The 18,241-nt window shown below is 68.1% G+C and carries 24 protein-coding genes, 1 tRNA gene and 1 pseudogene; 11 read left to right on the top strand and 15 right to left on the bottom strand.

Annotation, left to right across the window (positions count from 1 at the left end; genetic code table 11):
- Positions 1-39: 39 nt before the first annotated feature.
- Positions 40-612, top strand: a pseudogene (locus tag AC6BOR_RS12980) (DUF1134 domain-containing protein); the annotation flags it as partial.
- Between the two features lie 6 nt (positions 613-618).
- Here the strand turns inward: AC6BOR_RS12980 and AC6BOR_RS12985 are convergent.
- Positions 619-894: a hypothetical protein gene (locus AC6BOR_RS12985; protein ID WP_498058807.1), complete on the bottom strand. Its 276-nt coding sequence runs from the start codon at positions 892-894 to the stop codon at positions 619-621.
- Positions 891-1,850 (bottom strand): NAD(P)-dependent oxidoreductase, encoded by a 960-nt coding sequence (locus AC6BOR_RS12990; protein ID WP_498058808.1) that lies wholly within the window; start codon positions 1,848-1,850, stop codon positions 891-893. The genes AC6BOR_RS12985 and AC6BOR_RS12990 overlap by 4 nt, the downstream gene beginning before the upstream one ends.
- A gap of 81 nt (positions 1,851-1,931) precedes the next feature.
- Here AC6BOR_RS12990 and AC6BOR_RS12995 point away from each other — a divergent pair, with 81 nt between their 5' ends.
- The 7 genes from AC6BOR_RS12995 (at position 1,932) to AC6BOR_RS13025 (ending at position 6,024) form a co-directional block, all read left to right on the top strand.
- Entirely contained in the window at positions 1,932-2,249 is a 318-nt protein-coding gene (locus AC6BOR_RS12995; RefSeq protein ID WP_094472599.1) for a 2Fe-2S iron-sulfur cluster-binding protein, read from the top strand.
- An 8-nt stretch (positions 2,250-2,257) separates the two neighbouring features.
- Entirely contained in the window at positions 2,258-3,319 is a 1,062-nt protein-coding gene (locus tag AC6BOR_RS13000) for a DUF2332 domain-containing protein (RefSeq protein WP_498058809.1), read from the top strand.
- Entirely contained in the window at positions 3,319-3,882 is a 564-nt protein-coding gene (locus AC6BOR_RS13005; protein WP_498058810.1) for a Maf family protein, read from the top strand. Before AC6BOR_RS13000 ends, AC6BOR_RS13005 begins: the two co-directional genes overlap by 1 nt.
- Entirely contained in the window at positions 3,879-4,826 is a 948-nt protein-coding gene (locus AC6BOR_RS13010) for a ribonuclease E/G (protein WP_498058811.1), read from the top strand. Before AC6BOR_RS13005 ends, AC6BOR_RS13010 begins: the two co-directional genes overlap by 4 nt.
- On the top strand, positions 4,810-5,013 hold the full coding sequence (gene yacG / locus AC6BOR_RS13015; protein WP_094472596.1) for a DNA gyrase inhibitor YacG: 204 nt from the start codon (positions 4,810-4,812) through the stop codon (positions 5,011-5,013). The genes AC6BOR_RS13010 and yacG overlap by 17 nt, the downstream gene beginning before the upstream one ends.
- 45 nt (positions 5,014-5,058) lie before the next feature.
- Positions 5,059-5,133, top strand: a tRNA-Phe gene (locus AC6BOR_RS13020).
- A gap of 243 nt (positions 5,134-5,376) precedes the next feature.
- Positions 5,377-6,024 (top strand): SOS response-associated peptidase, encoded by a 648-nt coding sequence (locus AC6BOR_RS13025; RefSeq protein ID WP_498058812.1) that lies wholly within the window; start codon positions 5,377-5,379, stop codon positions 6,022-6,024.
- Here the strand turns inward: AC6BOR_RS13025 and AC6BOR_RS13030 are convergent.
- Positions 6,021-6,413, bottom strand: coding sequence for a nuclear transport factor 2 family protein (locus AC6BOR_RS13030; protein ID WP_498058813.1), 393 nt, complete (start codon positions 6,411-6,413; stop codon positions 6,021-6,023). The genes AC6BOR_RS13025 and AC6BOR_RS13030 overlap by 4 nt on opposite strands.
- Before the next feature lie 90 nt (positions 6,414-6,503).
- Here AC6BOR_RS13030 and AC6BOR_RS13035 point away from each other — a divergent pair, with 90 nt between their 5' ends.
- Positions 6,504-7,037, top strand: coding sequence for a MarR family winged helix-turn-helix transcriptional regulator (locus AC6BOR_RS13035; RefSeq protein ID WP_498058814.1), 534 nt, complete (start codon positions 6,504-6,506; stop codon positions 7,035-7,037).
- A 136-nt stretch (positions 7,038-7,173) separates the two neighbouring features.
- On the opposite strand, the gene AC6BOR_RS13040 is transcribed toward AC6BOR_RS13035, so the two are convergent.
- The 12 genes from AC6BOR_RS13040 to AC6BOR_RS13095 all read right to left on the bottom strand — a co-directional run bounded on the left by AC6BOR_RS13040 (position 7,174) and on the right by AC6BOR_RS13095 (position 17,109).
- Entirely contained in the window at positions 7,174-7,770 is a 597-nt protein-coding gene (locus AC6BOR_RS13040) for a thioredoxin family protein (RefSeq protein WP_498058815.1), read from the bottom strand.
- 5 nt (positions 7,771-7,775) lie between these two features.
- Positions 7,776-9,866 carry a protein-disulfide reductase DsbD family protein gene (locus tag AC6BOR_RS13045; RefSeq protein ID WP_498058816.1) on the bottom strand — a complete coding sequence of 697 codons (2,091 nt, stop codon included), beginning with the start codon at positions 9,864-9,866 and terminating at the stop codon, positions 7,776-7,778.
- A 69-nt stretch (positions 9,867-9,935) separates the two neighbouring features.
- Positions 9,936-10,676, bottom strand: coding sequence for an alpha/beta fold hydrolase (locus tag AC6BOR_RS13050; protein WP_498058817.1), 741 nt, complete (start codon positions 10,674-10,676; stop codon positions 9,936-9,938).
- Positions 10,677-10,709: 33 nt separating this feature from the next.
- Positions 10,710-11,609, bottom strand: a complete 900-nt coding sequence (locus AC6BOR_RS13055; protein WP_498058818.1) for a PEPxxWA-CTERM sorting domain-containing protein — start codon at positions 11,607-11,609, stop codon at positions 10,710-10,712.
- Positions 11,610-11,867: 258 nt separating this feature from the next.
- On the bottom strand, positions 11,868-12,359 hold the full coding sequence (gene rpsI, locus AC6BOR_RS13060) for a 30S ribosomal protein S9 (RefSeq protein ID WP_086117118.1): 492 nt from the start codon (positions 12,357-12,359) through the stop codon (positions 11,868-11,870).
- A gap of 11 nt (positions 12,360-12,370) precedes the next feature.
- The gene (gene rplM, locus AC6BOR_RS13065) at positions 12,371-12,847 is read right to left on the bottom strand and encodes a 50S ribosomal protein L13 (RefSeq protein ID WP_086117119.1); all 477 of its coding nucleotides are present in this window, start codon (positions 12,845-12,847) and stop codon (positions 12,371-12,373) included.
- Positions 12,848-12,968: 121 nt separating this feature from the next.
- Positions 12,969-13,418: an NUDIX domain-containing protein gene (locus tag AC6BOR_RS13070; RefSeq protein ID WP_498058819.1), complete on the bottom strand. Its 450-nt coding sequence runs from the start codon at positions 13,416-13,418 to the stop codon at positions 12,969-12,971.
- Positions 13,415-13,774 (bottom strand): DUF2237 family protein, encoded by a 360-nt coding sequence (locus tag AC6BOR_RS13075; RefSeq protein WP_498058820.1) that lies wholly within the window; start codon positions 13,772-13,774, stop codon positions 13,415-13,417. Before AC6BOR_RS13075 ends, AC6BOR_RS13070 begins: the two co-directional genes overlap by 4 nt.
- On the bottom strand, positions 13,771-14,796 hold the full coding sequence (locus tag AC6BOR_RS13080) for a COX15/CtaA family protein (protein ID WP_498058821.1): 1,026 nt from the start codon (positions 14,794-14,796) through the stop codon (positions 13,771-13,773). The genes AC6BOR_RS13075 and AC6BOR_RS13080 overlap by 4 nt, the downstream gene beginning before the upstream one ends.
- Positions 14,797-14,848: 52 nt before the next feature.
- Positions 14,849-16,444 (bottom strand): M20/M25/M40 family metallo-hydrolase, encoded by a 1,596-nt coding sequence (locus AC6BOR_RS13085; RefSeq protein ID WP_498058822.1) that lies wholly within the window; start codon positions 16,442-16,444, stop codon positions 14,849-14,851.
- A gap of 75 nt (positions 16,445-16,519) precedes the next feature.
- Positions 16,520-16,735, bottom strand: a complete 216-nt coding sequence (locus AC6BOR_RS13090; protein ID WP_498058823.1) for a helix-turn-helix transcriptional regulator — start codon at positions 16,733-16,735, stop codon at positions 16,520-16,522.
- The gene (locus AC6BOR_RS13095) at positions 16,735-17,109 is read right to left on the bottom strand and encodes a hypothetical protein (RefSeq protein WP_498058824.1); all 375 of its coding nucleotides are present in this window, start codon (positions 17,107-17,109) and stop codon (positions 16,735-16,737) included. Before AC6BOR_RS13095 ends, AC6BOR_RS13090 begins: the two co-directional genes overlap by 1 nt.
- Positions 17,110-17,298: 189 nt before the next feature.
- Here AC6BOR_RS13095 and AC6BOR_RS13100 point away from each other — a divergent pair, with 189 nt between their 5' ends.
- Positions 17,299-17,667, top strand: coding sequence for a MerC domain-containing protein (locus tag AC6BOR_RS13100; RefSeq protein WP_498058825.1), 369 nt, complete (start codon positions 17,299-17,301; stop codon positions 17,665-17,667).
- A 42-nt stretch (positions 17,668-17,709) separates the two neighbouring features.
- Positions 17,710-18,195, top strand: coding sequence for a Fur family transcriptional regulator (locus AC6BOR_RS13105; protein WP_498058826.1), 486 nt, complete (start codon positions 17,710-17,712; stop codon positions 18,193-18,195).
- Positions 18,196-18,241 lie beyond the last annotated feature (46 nt).

Below are 18,241 nucleotides of genomic sequence, written 5' to 3' on the forward strand. Positions count from 1 at the left end.
AGGGGTGATCAGGCGATGCGGGTGACGGCGGTGATGATGGCGATGCTGGCGGCTGGCCCGGCGCTGGCCCAGGAAACGCCGGCGGCGCCCCCGCCTGCCGAGGCGCCGGCGCCAGAGCCGGCCAAGGCGACCACCTATCAGGAAAAGGATGTGCTTTCGGCGGCCGAAGGCGTGTTCGGCAAGGGTGCCGAGGGCCTGGCCGACATTGTGCGCAAGACGTTCAAGGATCGCGGCCAGCCCAACGCCTATATCGTTGGCAAGGAAGCCGGTGGCGCCATCATCGTGGGCGTCCGCTATGGCTCGGGCATGCTCTATCACAAGGTGGAGGGCGAGCGGAAAGTCCATTGGACCGGGCCGAGCGTGGGCTTCGATATCGGCGGCGATGGTTCCAAGGTGTTCGCGCTCGTCTACAACCTCAACGACACCGAGGATCTGTACCGGCGTTATCCGGCGGCCGAGGGCAAGGCCTATGCCATCGGCGGCTTCACCGCCAATTATCTGCAGCGCGACAATATCGTGATCGTGCCGATCAAGCTGGGTGTCGGCTGGCGGCTGGGCCTCAACGCCGGCTACATGAAGTTCAGCAAGAAGGGCAAATGGCTGCCGTTCTGACCCGGCTCAGTGGAAAATCCCGACCGCCAGTTCGGCCCAGACCAGCAGTAGCGCCGCCACCACGATGACGGCGGCGCGGCCGCGCCAGCGGCGGCGGGGAAGGGCGGCGGAAACCTCGAGGCCCAGGCCGGTGAGGCCGAGGAGCAGGGCGGCGGCCACAAAATCCTCCGGGCCCCAGTTCACCTCTGTGCTGAACTGCATGGCAATTGCCGGCAGGGCCAGCAGGCTTGCGGCCATGCTCCAGCCGGCGCGGCGAATAATCGAGGCAGGCGTCATGGTCACGGCGCCGTTTCGACTGCGCCGAGCAGCGGCTGGCCACCGGCCAGCCGGGCGATATTTTCCACCAGCCGCTGCATGATTGCCCGGTTGATATCGGGGTTTGACCAGCTGATGTGCGGCGTCACCTTCACGCGCGGATGCCCGATGAGCGGATGGCCGGCCGGCAGCGGTTCGGGATCGGTGACATCCAGGCTGGCCCACAGCCGGCCCTTGTCAAGCTCCGCCAGCAGCGCCGCCTGATCGATCAGGCCGCCACGGCCCACGTTGACGATATGGGCATCGTTCTTCATCCGGGCCAGCCGCTCGCCATTGATCATGTGCTGGGTGGCCGGCGTGATCGGCGCGGCCAGCACCAGATGATCGGCGCGGGCCACCACATCATCCAGCGGCGCCGTTGCGATCCACGGATCGGGCGAGGGGGCGGCACTGGCGCGGGCGGCAACAATCGTCATGCCAAAGGCGTTGGCCAGATGGCCGATGCGCCGGGCAATGTTGCCCAGCCCAACCAGCCCCAGCGTGCGGCCATGCAGCAGGCCCAGCGGCTGATCGATGAAATTCTGCCGGTCTGGCCAGGCGGTGCCGGGCTGCAGCGTCACCGCGGCCAGCCGCTTGGCATGGGCCAGCATCACGCTGAGCGCATATTCGGCAATCGGAATGGCGGTGGTGCCCGATGCGCTGGCCACGGCCGGTGCCTCCCACAGCCAGGGCGGATAATCATCGGCCCCGGCGCTGGCCAGCTGCACCAATTTCACCTGGCCGGGCCAGCCCGGCGGCCGCGGCGCATCGGCAGCGGCGTGGCGGGAATCATGATCACCCTCGCCATGCAGCACGAACAGCACATCGACATCGGTGGGCAGGGCCCAGCGGTCTTCGGCGGGCACATGGGTGGCTGATGTGATGCCGGGCAGGCCGGCGAGCAGGGCCGACATGGGTGGAGCAAACTGGTGGGCAACGCGCATGGATCATCCCCTTTTGTCACTCCTCTAGCGCGCTGGCCGCTGCGCCGCTACAGGGCGAGCGAACGCCACACAGAGGACGATATGGCCAGCATCACCGTGATCACCCGCGACGGGACCAGCCACAGCCTGCCCGCCACCCCCGGCATGAGCGTGATGGAAATCATCAAGGATGCCGGCATCTCGGAACTGCTGGCGCTGTGCGGCGGCTGCTGTTCCTGTGCCACCTGCCATGTGCATGTGGCGGAAGGCGACATGGCGCGCGCCGGCCCGGCCAATGCCGATGAGGCCGACCTGCTCGATTCGTCGGATCACAACCAGCCGAACAGCCGCCTGTCGTGCCAGATCGCCTTCACGGCGGCGCTGGACGGGCTGACGGTGACCATCGCGCCGGAAGATTGAGGCGCAGCATGGCGGTGCCCGCCGCCCTGCAGCAACAGGCGCGCTTTTGCGCCGCCCTGGGCGCGCCCTTCACCGGGGCGCTGTGCCGGGTGCTGGCCGATGCCGTGCCGCCCGCCAGCCTGACCGGGCAGCGCCTGGCCGCCTGGCCGGGCGAGCCGATGACCGATGCGCTGCCGATGCGGCTGACCGGGGCGCTGCATTGGCTGGTGCGCGCCGGCCGGGTGCCGGGCCTGGCCGCGCTCTATCCGCCGGCGCCGACGCCCGATGATGCGACGCTGGCGGGCGCGCTGGCCGGCCTGTTTGCCGATGCGGCGGCCGATGCCGACGTGGCCGCCTTCCTCGACAGCCCGCCGCAAACCAACGAGGTTGGCCGGGCCGGCGCCCTGATGCCCGGCTTGTTGTGGGTTGCGGCGGCCACCGGTCTGCCGCTGGCCCTGCACGAACTGGGGGCAAGCGCCGGGCTGAACCTCAACATGGACCGGTTTGCCTGTGATCTGGGCGGCGTGCTGGCCGGCGATGCCGGCAGCGACGTGGTGGTGCGCCCGCACTGGCAGGGCCCGCCGCCGCCGGCCGCGCAAATCCGGGTGGTGGCGCGAGCCGGCGTGGACATCGCGCCGCTGGATGCCGCCGATCCGGCCGTGGCGCAGCGGTTGCTGGCCTTCATCTGGGCCGATCAGCCCGAACGGCTGGCGCGCACCGAAGCGGCGATTGCCCTGGCCCGCCGGTTCCCGCCGCCGCTGGCCAAGGGTGATGCCGCCGACTGGCTGGAACAGAATCTGGCGCTGGCCGATGGTGTCGCGTCTGTCGTCTATCACAGCATCGCCTTCCAATATTTCCCGCCGGCCGTGCAGGATCGTATCCGGGCCCGGCTGGCGCTGTTGGGGGCGGAGGCCAGCCCGGCCCGCCCGCTGGCCTGGCTGCGGCTGGAGATGGACGATCCCGTCAACCCGGCGCTGCCGACCATCCGGCTGACGCTGTGGCGCGGTGCGGGCGCGGAGGAGCGCCTGCTCGGCCATGCCCACGCCCATGGCACCTTCGTGCAGTGGGCAGGGGGGCTGGGGGCCAGCTGATGCGTCTGATCCTTGCCTCTGCCTCTCCGCGCCGGCTCGATCTGCTGGCCCGGCTGGGCGTCGTGCCCGATGCGGTGGACCCGGCCGATATTGATGAAGGCGTGGCCCCCGGCGAACGCCCAAGCGATCATGCCCGGCGGCTGGCGCGCGAAAAGGCGCTGGTGGTGGCAGCGCGGCACACGGGCGCCGTGGTGCTGGCGGCCGATACGGTGGTGGCGGTCGGCCGGCGCATCCTGCCCAAGGCAGAGGATGAAGCCACGGCGCGCGCCTGTCTCGCGCTGCTGTCGGGCCGGCGGCACCGGGTGCTGACCGCGCTGGCGGTGGTGGATGCGGGCGGCCGCCTTCGTGAACGTTTGAGCGAGAGCGTGGTGACGTTCCAGCGGCTGCAACCAGCCGACGTGGAGTGGCTGATCAGCCGCGGCGATTGGCAAGGCAAGGCCGGCGGCTATGCCATCCAGGGCGCCGCCGAAGCCTTTGTGCGCGCCCTGCAGGGCAGTCACAGCGGCGTGGTGGGCCTGCCATTGAACGAAACCCGGCTGCTGCTGGCAGCCAGCGGCGCATGACCGCCCTGATCGAGGCGGCGCCGGGCGCGACACGGGCGCTGGAGCTTTCAGGCGAGATCGTGATCGCTGCGCATCTTGATCGGGCCGATGATCCGCTGCCGGTCGGGCTGGTGGCCCCGGCGCGGCTGGTGGCGCGCGATGGCCGGCGCGGGCTGGTCGCCATGGCCGGGGCCGAAGCCGTGGCGGAGCCGCTGCCGGCCGAGTGGCGGCAGGGGGAGACGCGGCTGGCCGAGGTGGTGCGCGCCGCCTGGAGTGACGGCGTGCGCGACAAACAGGCGCGCGTGGCGCTGCACGACGGCCCGGCCCGCTCGGCCCCCGGCCTTGCCGAACGGCTGCCGGGCGCGGTGGTGCTGCCGCCGCATGGGCCAGACCGGCTGGTCGAGGCCGGGTGGGATGCGGTGGTGGAGGAAGCCCTGTTGGGCCGCGTCGATTTTCCCGGCGGGCAATTGCTGCTGGCGCCGACGCCGGCGATGCTGGTGATCGATGTGGATGGCCCGGGCGACCCGCAGGCGCTGGCCGAGGCGGCGGCGCGGGCGGTGGCGGCGGTGGTGCGCCGGCTCGGGCTGGGCGGGCCGATCGTGGTGGATTTCCCCACGCTGGGCGGCCGCGCCGCGCGCGCGGCGGTGGATGCGATCCTGGCCGAAATGCTGCCGCCCCCGTTTGAAAAGACCGCCATCAACGGCTTTGGCCTGGTGCAGATCATCCGCCCGCGCACCCGCCGCAGCCTGGTGGACGAAGCGCGGCGACCGGGCTTTGCCGCGCTGGAACTGCTGCGCCGGGCCATGCGGCTGGTCGGCCCGGTGCGCATCACGGCCGCGCCCGCCGTGGTGGCCTGGCTGCATGACCGCCCGGCCTTGACGGCCGGACTGGCACGGCTGACCGGCGGGGCGGTGCAACTGGAGGCGCGCGACGGCGCCGGGAGAGGTCATGTCCAGCAAGCCTGATTCGCGCCGCTGCGCCTATTGCCATGCCGCGCCGGTGGCCCAGGCCTTCCGCCCCTTCTGCAGCGCCGGCTGCCGGGCGCGTGATCTCAACGCCTGGCTGTCGGATCGCTATGTCATCCCCGGTGGCAGCGATGACGATGAACTTTCTGCATCATCCCCGCTGGACAAGCACGACGAGGCTGGCTAAACGGCCGCCTCCCACGCGGTTCACCCAACCGCCTGAAGCAAGTGGGCCCGGGTAGCTCAGGGGTAGAGCAGGGGATTGAAAATCCCCGTGTCGGTGGTTCAAATCCGCCCCCGGGCACCATTTTCCCAACCAACATGAATGCGATTGCGGTGCGCTTGCGACCAGAGTGATTGTGGTTGCGGCTGTGCGGTGCGTGCGGGTCTGGCAGCAGGGCCATCATGGCTCGTGGCAATTCCTTGCGCTTGATGATCGGCGTTTCCGGCACGCTGGCCAGCATTGCCCTGCTGTGGAGCAACGCACCGCCGCCGTTCTGAGGGGCTGGTTGGGCTTGCGGCTGCCCATGTTGCGGGGCATTGCACTGGCATGTGCAATCTCTATGCACTCACCAAAGGCCAACAGGCGCTGCGTGAACTGGCGGCGACATTGGCGCTGGGGCCGGTGAGCGACCGGCTTGGCAATCTGCCGGTGCTGGAGGGCATTTATCCGGATGGCGAGGCACCAATCATTGGCCTGGCGCGTGGTGAAGGGGCGGGCCCGACGTTGAGCCTGGCGCGCTGGGGCATGCCCAGCCCGGCCTTTGCGCTTGAAGGCAAGAGCGTTGATCGCGGCATCACCAACATCCGCAACACCGCGTCCCCGCACTGGCGGCGCTGGCTGGCGCCGCAATATCGCTGCCTGGTGCCGTTCACATCGTTTGCCGAGCATGTGAAGACGCCGGCCGGTTTCCAGCCGCTGTGGTTTGAGCCGCAGGGCGAGGATCCGCTGGCCTGCTTTGCCGGCATCGCCACGCGCTGGACCGGGGTGCGCAGACGCGCAGAAGGCGAGGTGACGCTGACTCTGTTCGGCTTCTTCACCTGCGAACCCAACGCCGATGTCGCACCGCATCACCCCAAGGCGATGCCGGTGGTGTTGACGGAGACGGCGGAGATGCGCGCCTGGCTGACGGCGGATTGGGCCGAGGCGCAAGCGCTGCAGCGGCCGCTGGCGGACGGGGCACTGCGGCTGATCTAGGCGGCGGGCTGCAGCACGGCGGAATCGAAGATCACCTGCTCCTCCACCGCCATGCCATTGACGATGCGGAACCGGTCCACCCCCAGGTAGGAGATCATGCGGCCGCCCACCCGGCTGTCGCAGCGCCAGCTGATGTAAAGCCGGTCGCCATTGCCGGCGCAATCGAGCGGGGTGACGGTGAGATCAACCGAGGCGGCCAGCATCTGGCCCATCGCGTCGACATAATCTGCGCCCGTCATGGTGGGAAAGCCGGTGAACTGGATCACTGCATCGGGCGCGATCAGTTCAGCCACGCGCGGCCCGCTGGGTGCCGCCCAGAAGGATTGGAAGCGCTGGTAGAAATCCCGGTGTTCGGCGCTGAGCGCGGCAAGCTGGGCGGCGTCCATCATCGTCTCCTGCCTTGGGGTTTGTGGCAAAGTGCGTGCATTATGCACATAATGTCAAGTTGAAAATGTGCGCTGTGCACTTATAGTCGCGACATGGTGGACCGGACGGCCAATTTGTTGGGGGTGTTGGGGCTGGCGGTGGCGGCGCGGATCGAGGCGGCGGCGCGCGAGAGCCTGCGCCACGGCGGTGAGACCCCCGCGGCAGTGGTGGTGATCGGCTATGGCCTTGGCCCTTCCAACGACGAGCTGCGGCGCATTCTGGGCCTGTCTCACCCCGGCTGTGTGCGGCTGGTGGACCGGCTGGAGGCCGATGGCCTGGTGGAGCGGCGGGCAGCGCGCGATGGCCGGGCGGTGGCGTTGTTCCTCACGCCGGCCGGTCACGACCTGCGCGAAACACTGCTCGCTGGCCGCTTGGCGGCGATCCGGCCGATCTTGCAGCCGCTTGACGATGCGGAAGAGGCGGCGCTGGCCGGCCTGCTGCACAAGCTGCTGGCGGCGCTGCCCGGCAGCGACAATGAGCGCTGCCATTTGTGCCGCCTGTGCGATGACCGGGTGTGCAGCGACTGCCCGATCCCGGCCAGCTTCCGCCATTCTGGATTCGGCGAGGAGCGGTTGCCGCAGGAATGATCGGAAAATGCCGAGCCCCGTGTCAAGCACGGGGCGACGCGTCCATCGTTGAGGCTGGATCGGCGATGCTGACCGCCCGATAACGAACGGGTCAAGGGGCCTCGCCCCTTGCCGCCGGAGGCGTTTTTTCCCTTCTTCAGCCCGCGTATTTGATCGAGCAGCCATAGGGCCGCGTCACCGCCGGGGTGGGCGGCTTGCCCGCCAGCACGGCCTTCACGGCGTTCAGGGCCCAAGGTGTGGCCGTGCGCGCATCTGCTTCGATGGCGGTGGGTTTGTCGTCGATGCCGCCCTGATAGGCCAGCGTGCCATCGGCGCGGATGACGAACATGTGGGGCGTTGTCTTGGCGGCATAGAGGCGGCCGATCCTGCCGTCGCCATCGAGCAAATAGTGCGTCGGCGCGGCCTGGTTGGCGGCGATTTCGGCGCGGGCGCCGGGCCCATCGACATGGCCCTGCTTGCCGGGGGCACCGCTGTTGATGCTGAGCCAGACAACGCCCAGGCTGCGGGCTTCGCGTTGTCGGGCCTGCATGGTGCCGCTGTCATAATGGGCGCGCACGAAGGGGCAGCCGCTGTTGGTCCATTCCAGCACCACCGTCTTGCCGCGGAAATCGCTGAGGGACACGCGTTTGCCGTTGGCATCGGTGGCGGTGAAATCCGGGGCGGGCAGGCCGTTGACCGGTTGGGCGATGGCTGGCGCGGCCAGCAGGGTTAGGGCGATGAGGGCGGCGCGCATCGGTATCAGGCCTTCAGGCTGGTCAGCATGTCGGCGGTGAGGATCTGCGGCAGTTCGGTTTCGCCACCAGCGGCATCATAATAGACATAGACCGGAACGCCAGCGCGCTTGTGTTCGGCCAGCCAGGCCGAGATGGCGGGATCAGACCGGGTCCAATCCCCCTCCATCACCGTGATGCCCTTGGCCTTGAAGGCTTCGGCGACGCGGGCATCGGCCATGGCGCCCTTTTCGTTCACCTTGCAGGTGAGGCACCAATCGGCGGTCATGTAGAGGAACACCGGCTTGCGCTGCTCACGCAGTTCGGCCAGCGCGGCGGGGGTGAATTTGACCGCATTCAGCTCGCTGGCGGCGGTGGTGGTGCCGGTGGCGCCGGCCGGCGCGGTGGTGGGGACCAGCAGCACGGCGGCGACCAGGGTGGCGAGGCTGAGCAGGCCAGGAATGGCGAGGGATTTGCCGCCATGCTGGCGCGCGCCCAGCCACCACAGGAACAGGCCGAAGCCGAGCGTGCCGGCCAGCCCGATGGCCATGCCATTCACGCCCACCTGCTGGCCCAGCACCCAGGCGAGTGCGAGTGCGGTGAGGAACATCGGCACCGACAGGATGGCGCGCAGCCGCACCATCCAGGCGCCCGGCTTGGGCAGCCGCTTGCGCAGCGCCGGCACGAAGCCGATCAACAGGAAGGGCAGGGCAAGGCCAAAGCCCAGCCCGGCAAAGACCGACAAGGCCTGCACGGTGGGCAGCACCAGTGCGGCGCCGAGCGCGCCGGCCATGAACGGGCCGGTGCAGGGGGTGGCCACGAACGCTGCGAGTGCGCCGGTGAAGAAGCTGCCCGACAGGCCGCCTTCGCGCGCCTTGTCCTGCCCCAGATTGCCGGTGGACAGGGTGATTTCGAACAGGCCGGCAAGGTTCAAGGCGATGCCGGTGACCAGCAGCAGCAGGAAGGCGATCACGCGCGGATCCTGCAGCTGGAAGGCCCAACCCACCTGGCTGCCAGCAGCGCGCAAGGCGAGCACGACGCCGCCCAATGCGGTGACGACCAGCACGACGCCGGCGGTATAGGCCAGCGCCTCGCCACGCGCCTTGGCGGCATCGACATTGCCGCGCGCCAGCGCCAGCGCCTTCAGCGAGAGGATCGGAAACACGCAGGGCATGACATTGAGGATGAGGCCGCCCAGCACCGCACCGAGCAGCACGAGGGCGAGGCCAGGCTCGCCACCGCCGCCGCCCGCGCCGGCATCGTCACCGCCGCTGCCCAGTGGGGTGCCGGCGGCCGGCACCGTGCCGGGCTTGGCGGTGATGGCAAAGCCGATGGGCGCTTCGCCCGCCATGTCAACGCGCAGCACGCCAGCCACATCGCCTTCAGGGCCGGGCGTTGCGGCATCGGTTTCAATGCGCAGGGCATCGCCCGCGATTGTCACCTTCTGCGGGGTGACATGGGTGATGACCAGATCGCCTTCCGGGAAGAACCAGGCCGATTTCACCTTGTCGAGCCCGGCCAGCGGCACGGCCAGCACAAAGCGGTTGCCCTGTTTGGCCCAGGTGGCGGCAGCTGCCAGCGGCTTGGGCAGGGCGGCCGCAGCGGCGACCAGGCGCGGACCCATGGCGCCATCGGCCGCGCCATCGCCGATCACCAGCGGCAGGCTGAGCGTGGCCGATTCCGGCACGCATTGTTCATGGCTGCACACCAGCCAATCGACCTGCACCTGCACCGGAAAGGCCGTGCCCGCCGCCAGCCCGGCCGGCACGGCGATGCGGGTGGTGAGCACATTGGCCTTTTCATAGACATGGTTCATCAGGCCGGAGACGACCAGCGTGCCGGGCACCGGATAGTTGAGATCGGCCGGCGTCGGCGTGGTGCCGGGCAGCGTCCACGCCACGCGGGTGGGGGCACCGGCATCGCCGGGGTTCTTCCAATAGGTGTGCCAGCCGGCGCGCGGCGTCAGCTCGATGCCGACATCCAGCATCTGGCCGGCGGCGGGGGTGCGGCTGGCGGCGAGCAGCTCCACACGGGTGTGGGGCTGGTCACTCACCGCCTGGGCAGTGGCGGCAACAGGCGCGAGCAGCAGGGCCAGCGCGGCAAGAAGGGCACGGATCATGCGCGCCCTATGCCAGTTGCAGCGCCACGCGAAAAGCCCGGCGCGCCTTGGCCGCAGCCAAGCCGGGCTTTAACCGGCAAGGCGGGCCAGCGCCGCGCGCAAGGCACCATAATGGCCGCAGCCCGGCAGCAGGGTGAGGGTGACGTTGCCGGTGAGGCTGGCGGCGAGCGCCTGCGCCATGGCGGGCGGGGTCCAGCTGTCTGCGCTGCCCTGCCAGATGTGGATGGGTGCGGTGACGGGGCCCACTGGCGGCATGGCGCCGGCGGCATAGGCGCGCACTTCGGCCATGAAGCCGGCCGTGCCCTGGCCCAGCCCGGCGCGCAACACTCCGGCCATGGCGGTGCGAAAGGCCGGATCATGGCGCAGCTGCCGGTCGTTGCCGCTGGCGGTGGCAAACAGCCGGTCAACAAGAAATCCCGGCGCGAAGCGGGCGGCCAGCCCCTGGGCCCGGGCCACCACACCGAACAGCGCCGGCTGATCCCGTGCCAGGCGGAACAGCGCGCCGCCGGCCATGTGCGGCAGGAAATTGCCCAGCGCCAAAGGGGCCGCCGGCGCGACCAGGTGCACCTGCTCGACCCGTTCCCCCAGCTCTGCCGCCACGGCCAGCGCCATCGGTGCCCCCAGCGAAAAGCCGATGAGGGTGATTGGCCCGGCCGTGTGCGCCGCAATCCGGTTGGCCAGAGCAGTGGCTGTGGCCGGGATGTTGCGATCGGGTGCAAAGGCCGTCAGCCCGGGCGGCGCGCAGGCCAGCCATTCCGCCGGGCCACCGGGCTGGCCATGGCAATAGGCGATATCGGTCGGGCGGGCCATGCCACCTGTTTACGGCAGATGGCGGCGCTTGTCTCAGGCCATCAGCGCCCGGCGGCGGCGCAGGCTGGCGCCGATCAGGCCAAAGCCGGCGATCAGCATGGCCCAGCTGGAGGGTTCGGGGATGGCGCCGGTTGCTGGCACGCTGAGCAGCTTGATCTGGGCATTGTTGCTGCTGCGGCTGGGCGACAGATCGAACAGCCAGTTGCCGGTGAGGGTGAAATCGCCACTGATGCCATCAAACAGGCTGATATGCACATCGCCGGCGCTGGCGCTGAAGGCCCCGGTGAGGCCGGTGCCGCAGGTGCCGGGTGCGGAACAACCCAGCGCTGTGGTCGTGCTGCCCTGGGTGAACAACAGGTTCGACAGGGTGACCGTGTTGCTGCCGGCCGAGCGCAGGCGGAATTGCAGGGCGTTGATCTCTGCCACGGAAGCCGCCGTGAAGCTCCAGACATCATCGGGCTGGCCCACGGTGCCATTGACCATGCTGTAGGTGACGGTGGTGCCGGTGCGCGACAGGATGAAACCGATCACGCGATCATCCACCCAGGCGCGGGAAACATCGCTGGACAGGGTGCCGGCGCCCGATGAGCGGGCGATGGAGCCGACATTGGTCAGCGCCTGGGTGACGCCGGTGCCGCCGTCGGCCACCGGGGTGCCGGTGGCAACGGTGGGGCGGTGGAAGCCGCGGGTGCGGCCGGCGCTGGGCGTGCGCACCTCGGCCACTGCGCGTTCCAGTGGCGGCAAATAGCTGGTGGGCGACCCGGTGCCGGTGGTCAGGCCATAATGGGTCTGCAGGAATCCACCGGCGAATTCATAACGCTGATCAGCGGCCTGACCGGCGACAACCCCATTCAGGGTGGTGACGTGCTGGATGGCCAGCGCCGGCGTCGACAACAGCGCCGCTGCAGCCAGCGCAACCATGATGCGATGCATGTGAATCCCCTTGCCTATGTTCAGGGGCTTGTCATCGCGAGCCAGCGGCAGCTGTCAAAGCAATTCGTTAATGATTTGCTAAAAATAACGTATGTGATTTGCGATGCAGCTATCACGGGCGCGCATTGGTTGCCAGATTGAAAATTCTGCAAACAGGCCAAGCCAGGCCGGTTGCCGGCGCCCACGAAAAACGCCGGCGCAGCAGGGCTGCACCGGCGTGATTCGTGTGGGATCCACCCGGAAACCGGGCGGCCCGGATCAGCGCTTGCTGAACTGGAAGCTGCGGCGGGCCTTAGCCTTGCCGTACTTCTTGCGTTCGACAACGCGCGGGTCGCGGGTCAGGAAGCCGGCCTGCTTCACCGGGGTGCGCAGGGCGGGTTCATACTTGGTCAGCGCCTGGGCGATGCCGTGCTTCACGGCACCGGCCTGGCCCGACAGGCCGCCGCCGACCACGGTGGCGACGACGTCATACTGATCGCGACGCTCGGCCACGTCGAACGGCTGATTGATGACCAGACGCAGCGAGGGGCGGGCGAAATAGACGGTCTGATCACGGCCGTTGACGGTGATCTTGCCGGTGCCGGGCTTCAGCCAGACGCGGGCGATGGCGTTCTTGCGCTTGCCGGTGGCATAGGCGCGGCCATAGGCGTCCAGCTCCTGCTCACGCAGGGGGGCCGGGGCGTTGTTGTTGACCGGGGCTTCGGCTTCGAGGCCGGCGAGGTCGGACAGGGACTGGCGATTGTCGGTCATCTGTTAATTCCTCAACCAGCGATGGTGGTGTTCTTGCGGTTCATCGACTTGACGTCGAGCACTTCCGGCTGCTGCGCGGCATGCGGATGCTCGGTGCCGGCAAAGACGCGCAGGTTGCGCATCTGCTGGCGGCCGAGCGGACCACGGGGCACCATGCGCTCCACGGCCTTGATGATCACGCGCTCCGGGAAACGGCCTTCCAGCACCTTGGCCGGGGTGGTTTCCTTGATGCCGCCCGGGTGGCCGGTGTGGCGATAATAAACCTTGTCGGTCGCCTTCTTGCCGGTGAAGCGCACCTTGTCGGCGTTGATGACGATGACATTGTCACCGCAATCGACGTGCGGGGTGAAGCTGGCCTTGTGCTTGCCGCGCAGGCGGTTGGCGATGATGGTGGCGAGACGGCCGACCACGAGCCCTTCGGCATCGATCAGCAGCCACTTCTTTTCAACTTCCGCCGGTTTGGCCGGCGCCGTGGTACGGGTGAGCATGGCGTTGATTCCATTTGGCTAAAATGCAGCAGCCGGAGCATGGGAGCCCCGGCGACGGCCGCGCATATCGTCGAGAATCGCCTGCAGATCAAGGAAAAAGCGGGGTTTTTGGCCTGTGGTATTATGATACCGCATCGTCCGGCAGATCGCCCAACAGAATTGAAAGACGGGCTTGCAGGGGAGTGACGGCATCGGTGGCGGCAAGAAAACGGCCGATTTCAAGCAGCTCGGGATCGCGCCCCTCATCCCCGAAGCGGATTGCGGCAATCTCGGTGGGCAGCAGATGCGCGGCGAGGAACCAGCCGGTCCGCCCCGGCGCGTCCATGGCGGGGAAGGGGCGGGCCCACCAGATGCGGGATTCGGGCAGGATGATGCCGAATTCTTCAGCCAGCTCGCGGCATGCGCACGCCACCGGGCTTTCATCGCCCTCGCGCCCGCCGCCGGGCAGATCGATCAGGCCGGGCCAGGGGATGCCGGGCTTCATGTCGCGGCGATAGGTGAGGATGCGGCCATCGTGCAGGCCGGCCAGTTTGGCGCCGGCAAAATCGCTGCCGTCCCAGGGAATGATCACACGCTGTGCGCCTGAAGATGGCCCAGCATGGTCACCTCAAGCGTTTTCTCGTGGGTGGCTTCCAGCACCACCTCGGGCGCAAAGCCGGCGCGGCGGGCTTCCTCCCAGCGGCCGGCGCACAGGCACCAGCGGTCACCGGGCTTGAGGCCGGGAAAGCCATATTCGGGGCGCGGGGTGGACAGGTCATTGCCGACCGATTGGCTGAAGGCCAGAAACTCCTCCGTTACCACCGCGCACACGGTGTGGAGTCCGCGGTCGGCCTCGTCGGTGTTGCAGCAGCCGTCGCGATACCAGCCCGTGAGCGGCGCCATGGAGCAGGGGGCGAGGGCGGTGCCCAGCACATTCTTCGCAGTCATGCCCGGCCTCTCCGGCTCCAGTGCGCCGCCCATATGGTTGCGGCGACCAGCAGCGCTGCAACACCCTGGTGCGCGACGCCCAATGGAATCGGCACATGGTTGATGATCACCAGCACCCCCAGCACGAATTGCAGCAGCACCAGGCCGCCCAGGGCCAGCGCGCGCACCCCGGCGCCGGCCCGCCACAGCCGCAGTGCGACCAGCAGGATGGTCGCCGCCACCGCCCACGCCAGGCTGCGGTGGAGGAATTGCACGCTCACCGGATCGGCGATGGCATCACGCGCGCTGGCCAAAATCCCGTCGGGCACCAGCGCGCCCAACATCAAGGGCCAGGTGTCGCTGGCATGGCCGGCACGCAGGCCGGCGGTGAAGGCGCCCCACAGGATCTGCACGGCCAGCAACGTGGCCACTGGCCACACCCAGGCCCGCGGCCGGTCGTGCCGGGGCCGATCGCCATCCAGCAGGTCAAGCGCCGTCCAGATGCAGCCGGCCATGATGATTAGCGCGTTGGACAGATGCACCGCCAGCCGTTCCGGTGCCACTTCGGTGCGGTCCACCAGGCCGGATGCCACCATCCACCAGCCGATGGCGCCCTGCAGCCCGCCCAGCGCGAACAGGGCGAGCAGGCGCGGCTTGTAGCCTGGCGGAATCTGCCGCTTGAGCCAGAACCAGGCCAACGGCAGCGCAAAGGCCAGGCCGACCAGCCGGCCGAGCAGGCGGTGGACATATTCCCAGAAGAAAATGCCCTTGAATTCCGCAAGGCTCATGCCGGCGTTCATCAGCTGATACTGGCTGGATTGCTGATAGAGCGCGAACTGGCGCTGCCATTCGGCCTCGGTCAACGGCGGCAGCGTGCCCGACACCACATCCCAGCGGGTGATCGACAGGCCGGATTCGGTCAGCCGGGTGATGCCGCCCACCACCACCATGGCAAACACCAGGGCGGCGATGCCCAGCAGCCAGCCCGCAACGGCGCAGGGGCGGGCATCAGCACGGGGAAGGGCGGCAGCAAGCGTGGCCATTGCCCCGTCCTACCCGCGTTGACCGGCCGGGCCAAGCCTGCGCGCCGCCGGATCAATCCTTCTTGTCGGGATCAACATAGCGGAACGGGTCGGTCGGCTTCGGCTTGGTGGGCAGCGGGCGGGCCGGCAGCGGCTGCGGCGCATTGGCGGCTTCCCACAACAGGCTGGCCAGGATGACCGATGCCTGCCGCAGATCCTCCGGCCGCAAGTGATCGAACGTGTCGACACTGCTGTGGTGCACGGTCGTTTCATAATCCAGCGGGTCCTGGATGAACTGGAACGCCGGCAGGCCAATGGCCGACATGAACTGGTGATCCGTGCCTTCGGTGGGGCTGGCAACCACGGCATCGGCGCCCATGCTGGCAAAGGGCGACAGCCATTCGCGCAAGCTGGGCACGGCGGCAAAATTGCCTTCGGCATGGATGCCGCGGATCTTGCCGCCGCCATTGTCGATGTTGAAATAGGCGCCGAGCAGATTGTAATCGGCCTTCTTCTCGATCGGGAACTGGTCCAGCTTGAAGTCATAGCTCAGCCGCGCCTTCACCGGATCGGGGTTGTTCGGGCGGCTGGCAAAATGGCGCTCGATATAATTGGCCGAGCCATAGAGCCCCTGCTCCTCGCCCGACCACAGGGCAAAGCGAATGGTGCGCTTCGGCTTGACCTTCAGCGTGGCGAGGATGCGCGCCGCTTCCATCACCACGGCCGAGCCGGCACCATTGTCGGCCGCGCCATCGGCGGCCACCCAGCTGTCGAGATGGGCGCCCGCCATGACATAGCCGGCCTTGGCGTCGGCACCGGCGATATCGGCGATGATGTTGTAGCCATTGCGGTCACTGTCATCGAACCGCACCTGCGAATCGATGGTCAGGCTGACTTCGCCCTGGGTCGCCAGCCGGGCGATGCGGCGATAATCCTCAGCGGTCAGCTCGACACCAGGCAGTTTGGGCGTGTCGCGGTGCTGATAGCCTTCGCCGTGCAGCAGGCCATTGTCGCGATAGCTCATGCGCACCCAGCCCAGCGCGCCTTCCTTGGCCAGAAACTCGTCAAGCTGCTGGCCGAACTGGATATGGTTCAGCCAGCCGTCATTGGCATCCGGGCTGGTGACCGGCTGCTCATATTCGTCCCGTTCGCCGATGGCCTTGTCATCCAGCCGCACAAACCCCGGCTTGGTGGCATCGCGCGGCGGGCGCGGGAAGCTGATGGCGACGATCTTGCCCTTCAGCTTGCCGGCCCACTCGGCAAAATGGCTTGGCTTGCTCATCGGTGCGACCACCACCGGCGCGGTGATCCCGCCGGGCGGCGTTGCCGGGGTCCAAGCCACCGGCAGGGCGCGCAGGGCCATGCGGCGCGGCGTCACCATCGTCACACTGGCGCTGTCGATCGACCAACCGCGGCCGAAATCAAAGCCTTCCTTGTGCACATTGGTCAGGCCCCAGGCACTGAACTTGCCCGCGGTCCAGGCTTCGGCGGCGCGCATGCCAGGTGAATTGGTCAGGCGCGGGCCGATGCGGTCCGTCAGATAGGCGGCGGTTTCCACCACCTCGCCGCGGTTCATGCCTTCATCGGTGATGCGTCCAATCATGGCCAGATCGGGCGCAGCCAGTGCCGGGGTGGCGGCAGCAAGCAACAGGGCGGCAAGAACACGCATGGGCAGATCGCTCCGGTCGTTGGTGTGTTGGCCCGATGGTCTAGGCGGCGGCTGGCCGGCTTGGCAATGGCTGCGTCAACCGTGCCAGCTGAACACCTCCTCCACCCCCACGCCGAAGAACCGCGCGATGCGAAAGGCGCTTTCCAGGCTGGGGGAATATTTGCCCTGTTCAATGGCGATCACCGTGTGCCGTGTCACGCCGATCGCTTCGGCCAACTGGGCCTGGCTGATGTTGCCGTGCGCCTCACGCAGGGCACGCACGCGGTTGCCGATGGGGGGTGGCGGCGGCATCAGAAACCGCGCCGCAACAGCCAGGCCGTGCCCAGATGCACCACCGCCTGGCTGACCAACAGGCCGGCAAACAGCGAATGGAACAGCATCATCGCATCGCCATGGCCCATGAACCACAACAGGGCGCCCACCATCACCATGGTCAGCACATGGCCGGCCCATGCGACAGCACGGGTGGTGGCGGCGGTTTCACGCTCATCGGCCGGGGTGCCGGCATCGCCCCGGCTGACAATGGCCAGAACCACCTGCACCGCAATGCTGCCGGCGATGGTGAGGAACAGATAGGCGATGAGCGTGCCCATCGGCAGGGCTTGGCCCGGCTGCCACGCCTCCGGGCCAAGCCGGCCGAAATACCAGGCTGCCATAACGATCATCAGGGCGCCCATGGCCCAACCTGATTTTTCCCGAAACGACATGCCCGACATTGGCTGCAGCCTTTCTGATGTGTCGAAAATCTTCTACATTGCTAACCGATTCGGCCCTGCATGTAAAATATTTTCTACATCTCGCCCGCTTCATCAGCGCCCTTGCCGGCGGGATGTGATAATGTTACACGCCTCGTCATGACAAAGCTTGCCGCCAGCCTGCTTGACCGGATTGCCATCGGGCTGTCGGGTGCGTGCCTGTTGCACTGCATGGCCAGCTTCGTGCTGCTCAGCCTGTTTGCGCTGTCGGGTGGCTGGCTGGATCACCGTGTGCATGTGGTGGGCCTGGCGCTCGCCATGCCGCTGGCGGCGGTGGCGCTGTGGCGCGGCTGGCGCCGGCATGGCCGGCTCGGCATTGGCGCGCTCGGCGCGTTCGGCCTGTCGATGATGGGTCTGTCGCTGCTGGTCAGCCACGGGCAATCAGGAGAGATGCTGGTGTCGATGGCGGGTGTGTCGCTGCTGGCGCTGGCGCACTGGCGCAATCTGCAGGCCCTGCGCACCGCTTGATCGCCATCTTGCACCGGCGGGCGCCAACCCTGATATAGGGGCATGGGAACCGCAATGCATAACTGCGATCACGGGCACAGCCACGGCCAGCACCACAGCCGCGCCGATCTGGCCACCGCGGCCAAGGCCCGGCTGGTGTCGGTGGGGGAACAATGGACCCCGCTGCGCGCCCAGGTGTTTGCCGCGCTGGCCGGCTTTGACCGGCCGGTGTCGGCCTATGATGTCACCGATGCCGTCTCGTCGGCCGCCGGCCGCCGCATCGCCGCCAACAGCGTCTATCGCATCCTTGATCTGTTCGTGGCCAACAATGTCGCGGCGCGGGTCGAAAGCGCCAACGCCTTCATCGCCAATGTCCACCCCGATTGCCCGCATGATTGCATCTTCCTGGTGTGCGACCGCTGCGGCGGGGCGACTCATGTTGATGACGATCAGATTACCACCCAGGTGCGCGCGGCGGCTGCCGCAACCGGCTTCCGCCCGGTGCGCCCGGTCATCGAGGTGCGCGGCGTTTGCGCCGATTGCGCCTGAAATCAAGGATTTGGCTGTTATTTGTTCGCCTGTGTCAAACCGGGCT

It is taken from the genome of Sandarakinorhabdus sp. FBCC-B8862, from assembly GCF_059745315.1.

Excerpts from the sequence above, each read along its gene's own strand:
- AC6BOR_RS12990 (WP_498058808.1), bottom strand. The coding sequence starts at position 1,850 with ATGCGCGTTGCCCACCAGTTTGCTCCACCCATGTCGGCCCTGCTCGCC.
- AC6BOR_RS12995 (WP_094472599.1), top strand. The coding sequence starts at position 1,932 with ATGGCCAGCATCACCGTGATCACCCGCGACGGGACCAGCCACAGCCTG.
- AC6BOR_RS13000 (WP_498058809.1), top strand. The coding sequence starts at position 2,258 with ATGGCGGTGCCCGCCGCCCTGCAGCAACAGGCGCGCTTTTGCGCCGCC.
- AC6BOR_RS13005 (WP_498058810.1), top strand. The coding sequence starts at position 3,319 with ATGCGTCTGATCCTTGCCTCTGCCTCTCCGCGCCGGCTCGATCTGCTG.
- AC6BOR_RS13010 (WP_498058811.1), top strand. The coding sequence starts at position 3,879 with ATGACCGCCCTGATCGAGGCGGCGCCGGGCGCGACACGGGCGCTGGAG.
- yacG (WP_094472596.1), top strand. The coding sequence starts at position 4,810 with ATGTCCAGCAAGCCTGATTCGCGCCGCTGCGCCTATTGCCATGCCGCG.
- AC6BOR_RS13025 (WP_498058812.1), top strand. The coding sequence starts at position 5,377 with ATGTGCAATCTCTATGCACTCACCAAAGGCCAACAGGCGCTGCGTGAA.
- AC6BOR_RS13030 (WP_498058813.1), bottom strand. The coding sequence starts at position 6,413 with ATGATGGACGCCGCCCAGCTTGCCGCGCTCAGCGCCGAACACCGGGAT.
- AC6BOR_RS13035 (WP_498058814.1), top strand. The coding sequence starts at position 6,504 with ATGGTGGACCGGACGGCCAATTTGTTGGGGGTGTTGGGGCTGGCGGTG.
- AC6BOR_RS13040 (WP_498058815.1), bottom strand. The coding sequence starts at position 7,770 with ATGCGCGCCGCCCTCATCGCCCTAACCCTGCTGGCCGCGCCAGCCATC.
- AC6BOR_RS13045 (WP_498058816.1), bottom strand. The coding sequence starts at position 9,866 with ATGATCCGTGCCCTTCTTGCCGCGCTGGCCCTGCTGCTCGCGCCTGTT.
- AC6BOR_RS13050 (WP_498058817.1), bottom strand. The coding sequence starts at position 10,676 with ATGGCCCGCCCGACCGATATCGCCTATTGCCATGGCCAGCCCGGTGGC.
- AC6BOR_RS13055 (WP_498058818.1), bottom strand. The coding sequence starts at position 11,609 with ATGCATCGCATCATGGTTGCGCTGGCTGCAGCGGCGCTGTTGTCGACG.
- rpsI (WP_086117118.1), bottom strand. The coding sequence starts at position 12,359 with ATGACCGACAATCGCCAGTCCCTGTCCGACCTCGCCGGCCTCGAAGCC.
- rplM (WP_086117119.1), bottom strand. The coding sequence starts at position 12,847 with ATGCTCACCCGTACCACGGCGCCGGCCAAACCGGCGGAAGTTGAAAAG.
- AC6BOR_RS13075 (WP_498058820.1), bottom strand. The coding sequence starts at position 13,774 with ATGACTGCGAAGAATGTGCTGGGCACCGCCCTCGCCCCCTGCTCCATG.
- AC6BOR_RS13080 (WP_498058821.1), bottom strand. The coding sequence starts at position 14,796 with ATGGCCACGCTTGCTGCCGCCCTTCCCCGTGCTGATGCCCGCCCCTGC.
- AC6BOR_RS13085 (WP_498058822.1), bottom strand. The coding sequence starts at position 16,444 with ATGCGTGTTCTTGCCGCCCTGTTGCTTGCTGCCGCCACCCCGGCACTG.
- AC6BOR_RS13090 (WP_498058823.1), bottom strand. The coding sequence starts at position 16,735 with ATGCCGCCGCCACCCCCCATCGGCAACCGCGTGCGTGCCCTGCGTGAG.
- AC6BOR_RS13095 (WP_498058824.1), bottom strand. The coding sequence starts at position 17,109 with ATGATCGTTATGGCAGCCTGGTATTTCGGCCGGCTTGGCCCGGAGGCG.
- AC6BOR_RS13100 (WP_498058825.1), top strand. The coding sequence starts at position 17,299 with ATGACAAAGCTTGCCGCCAGCCTGCTTGACCGGATTGCCATCGGGCTG.
- AC6BOR_RS13105 (WP_498058826.1), top strand. The coding sequence starts at position 17,710 with ATGGGAACCGCAATGCATAACTGCGATCACGGGCACAGCCACGGCCAG.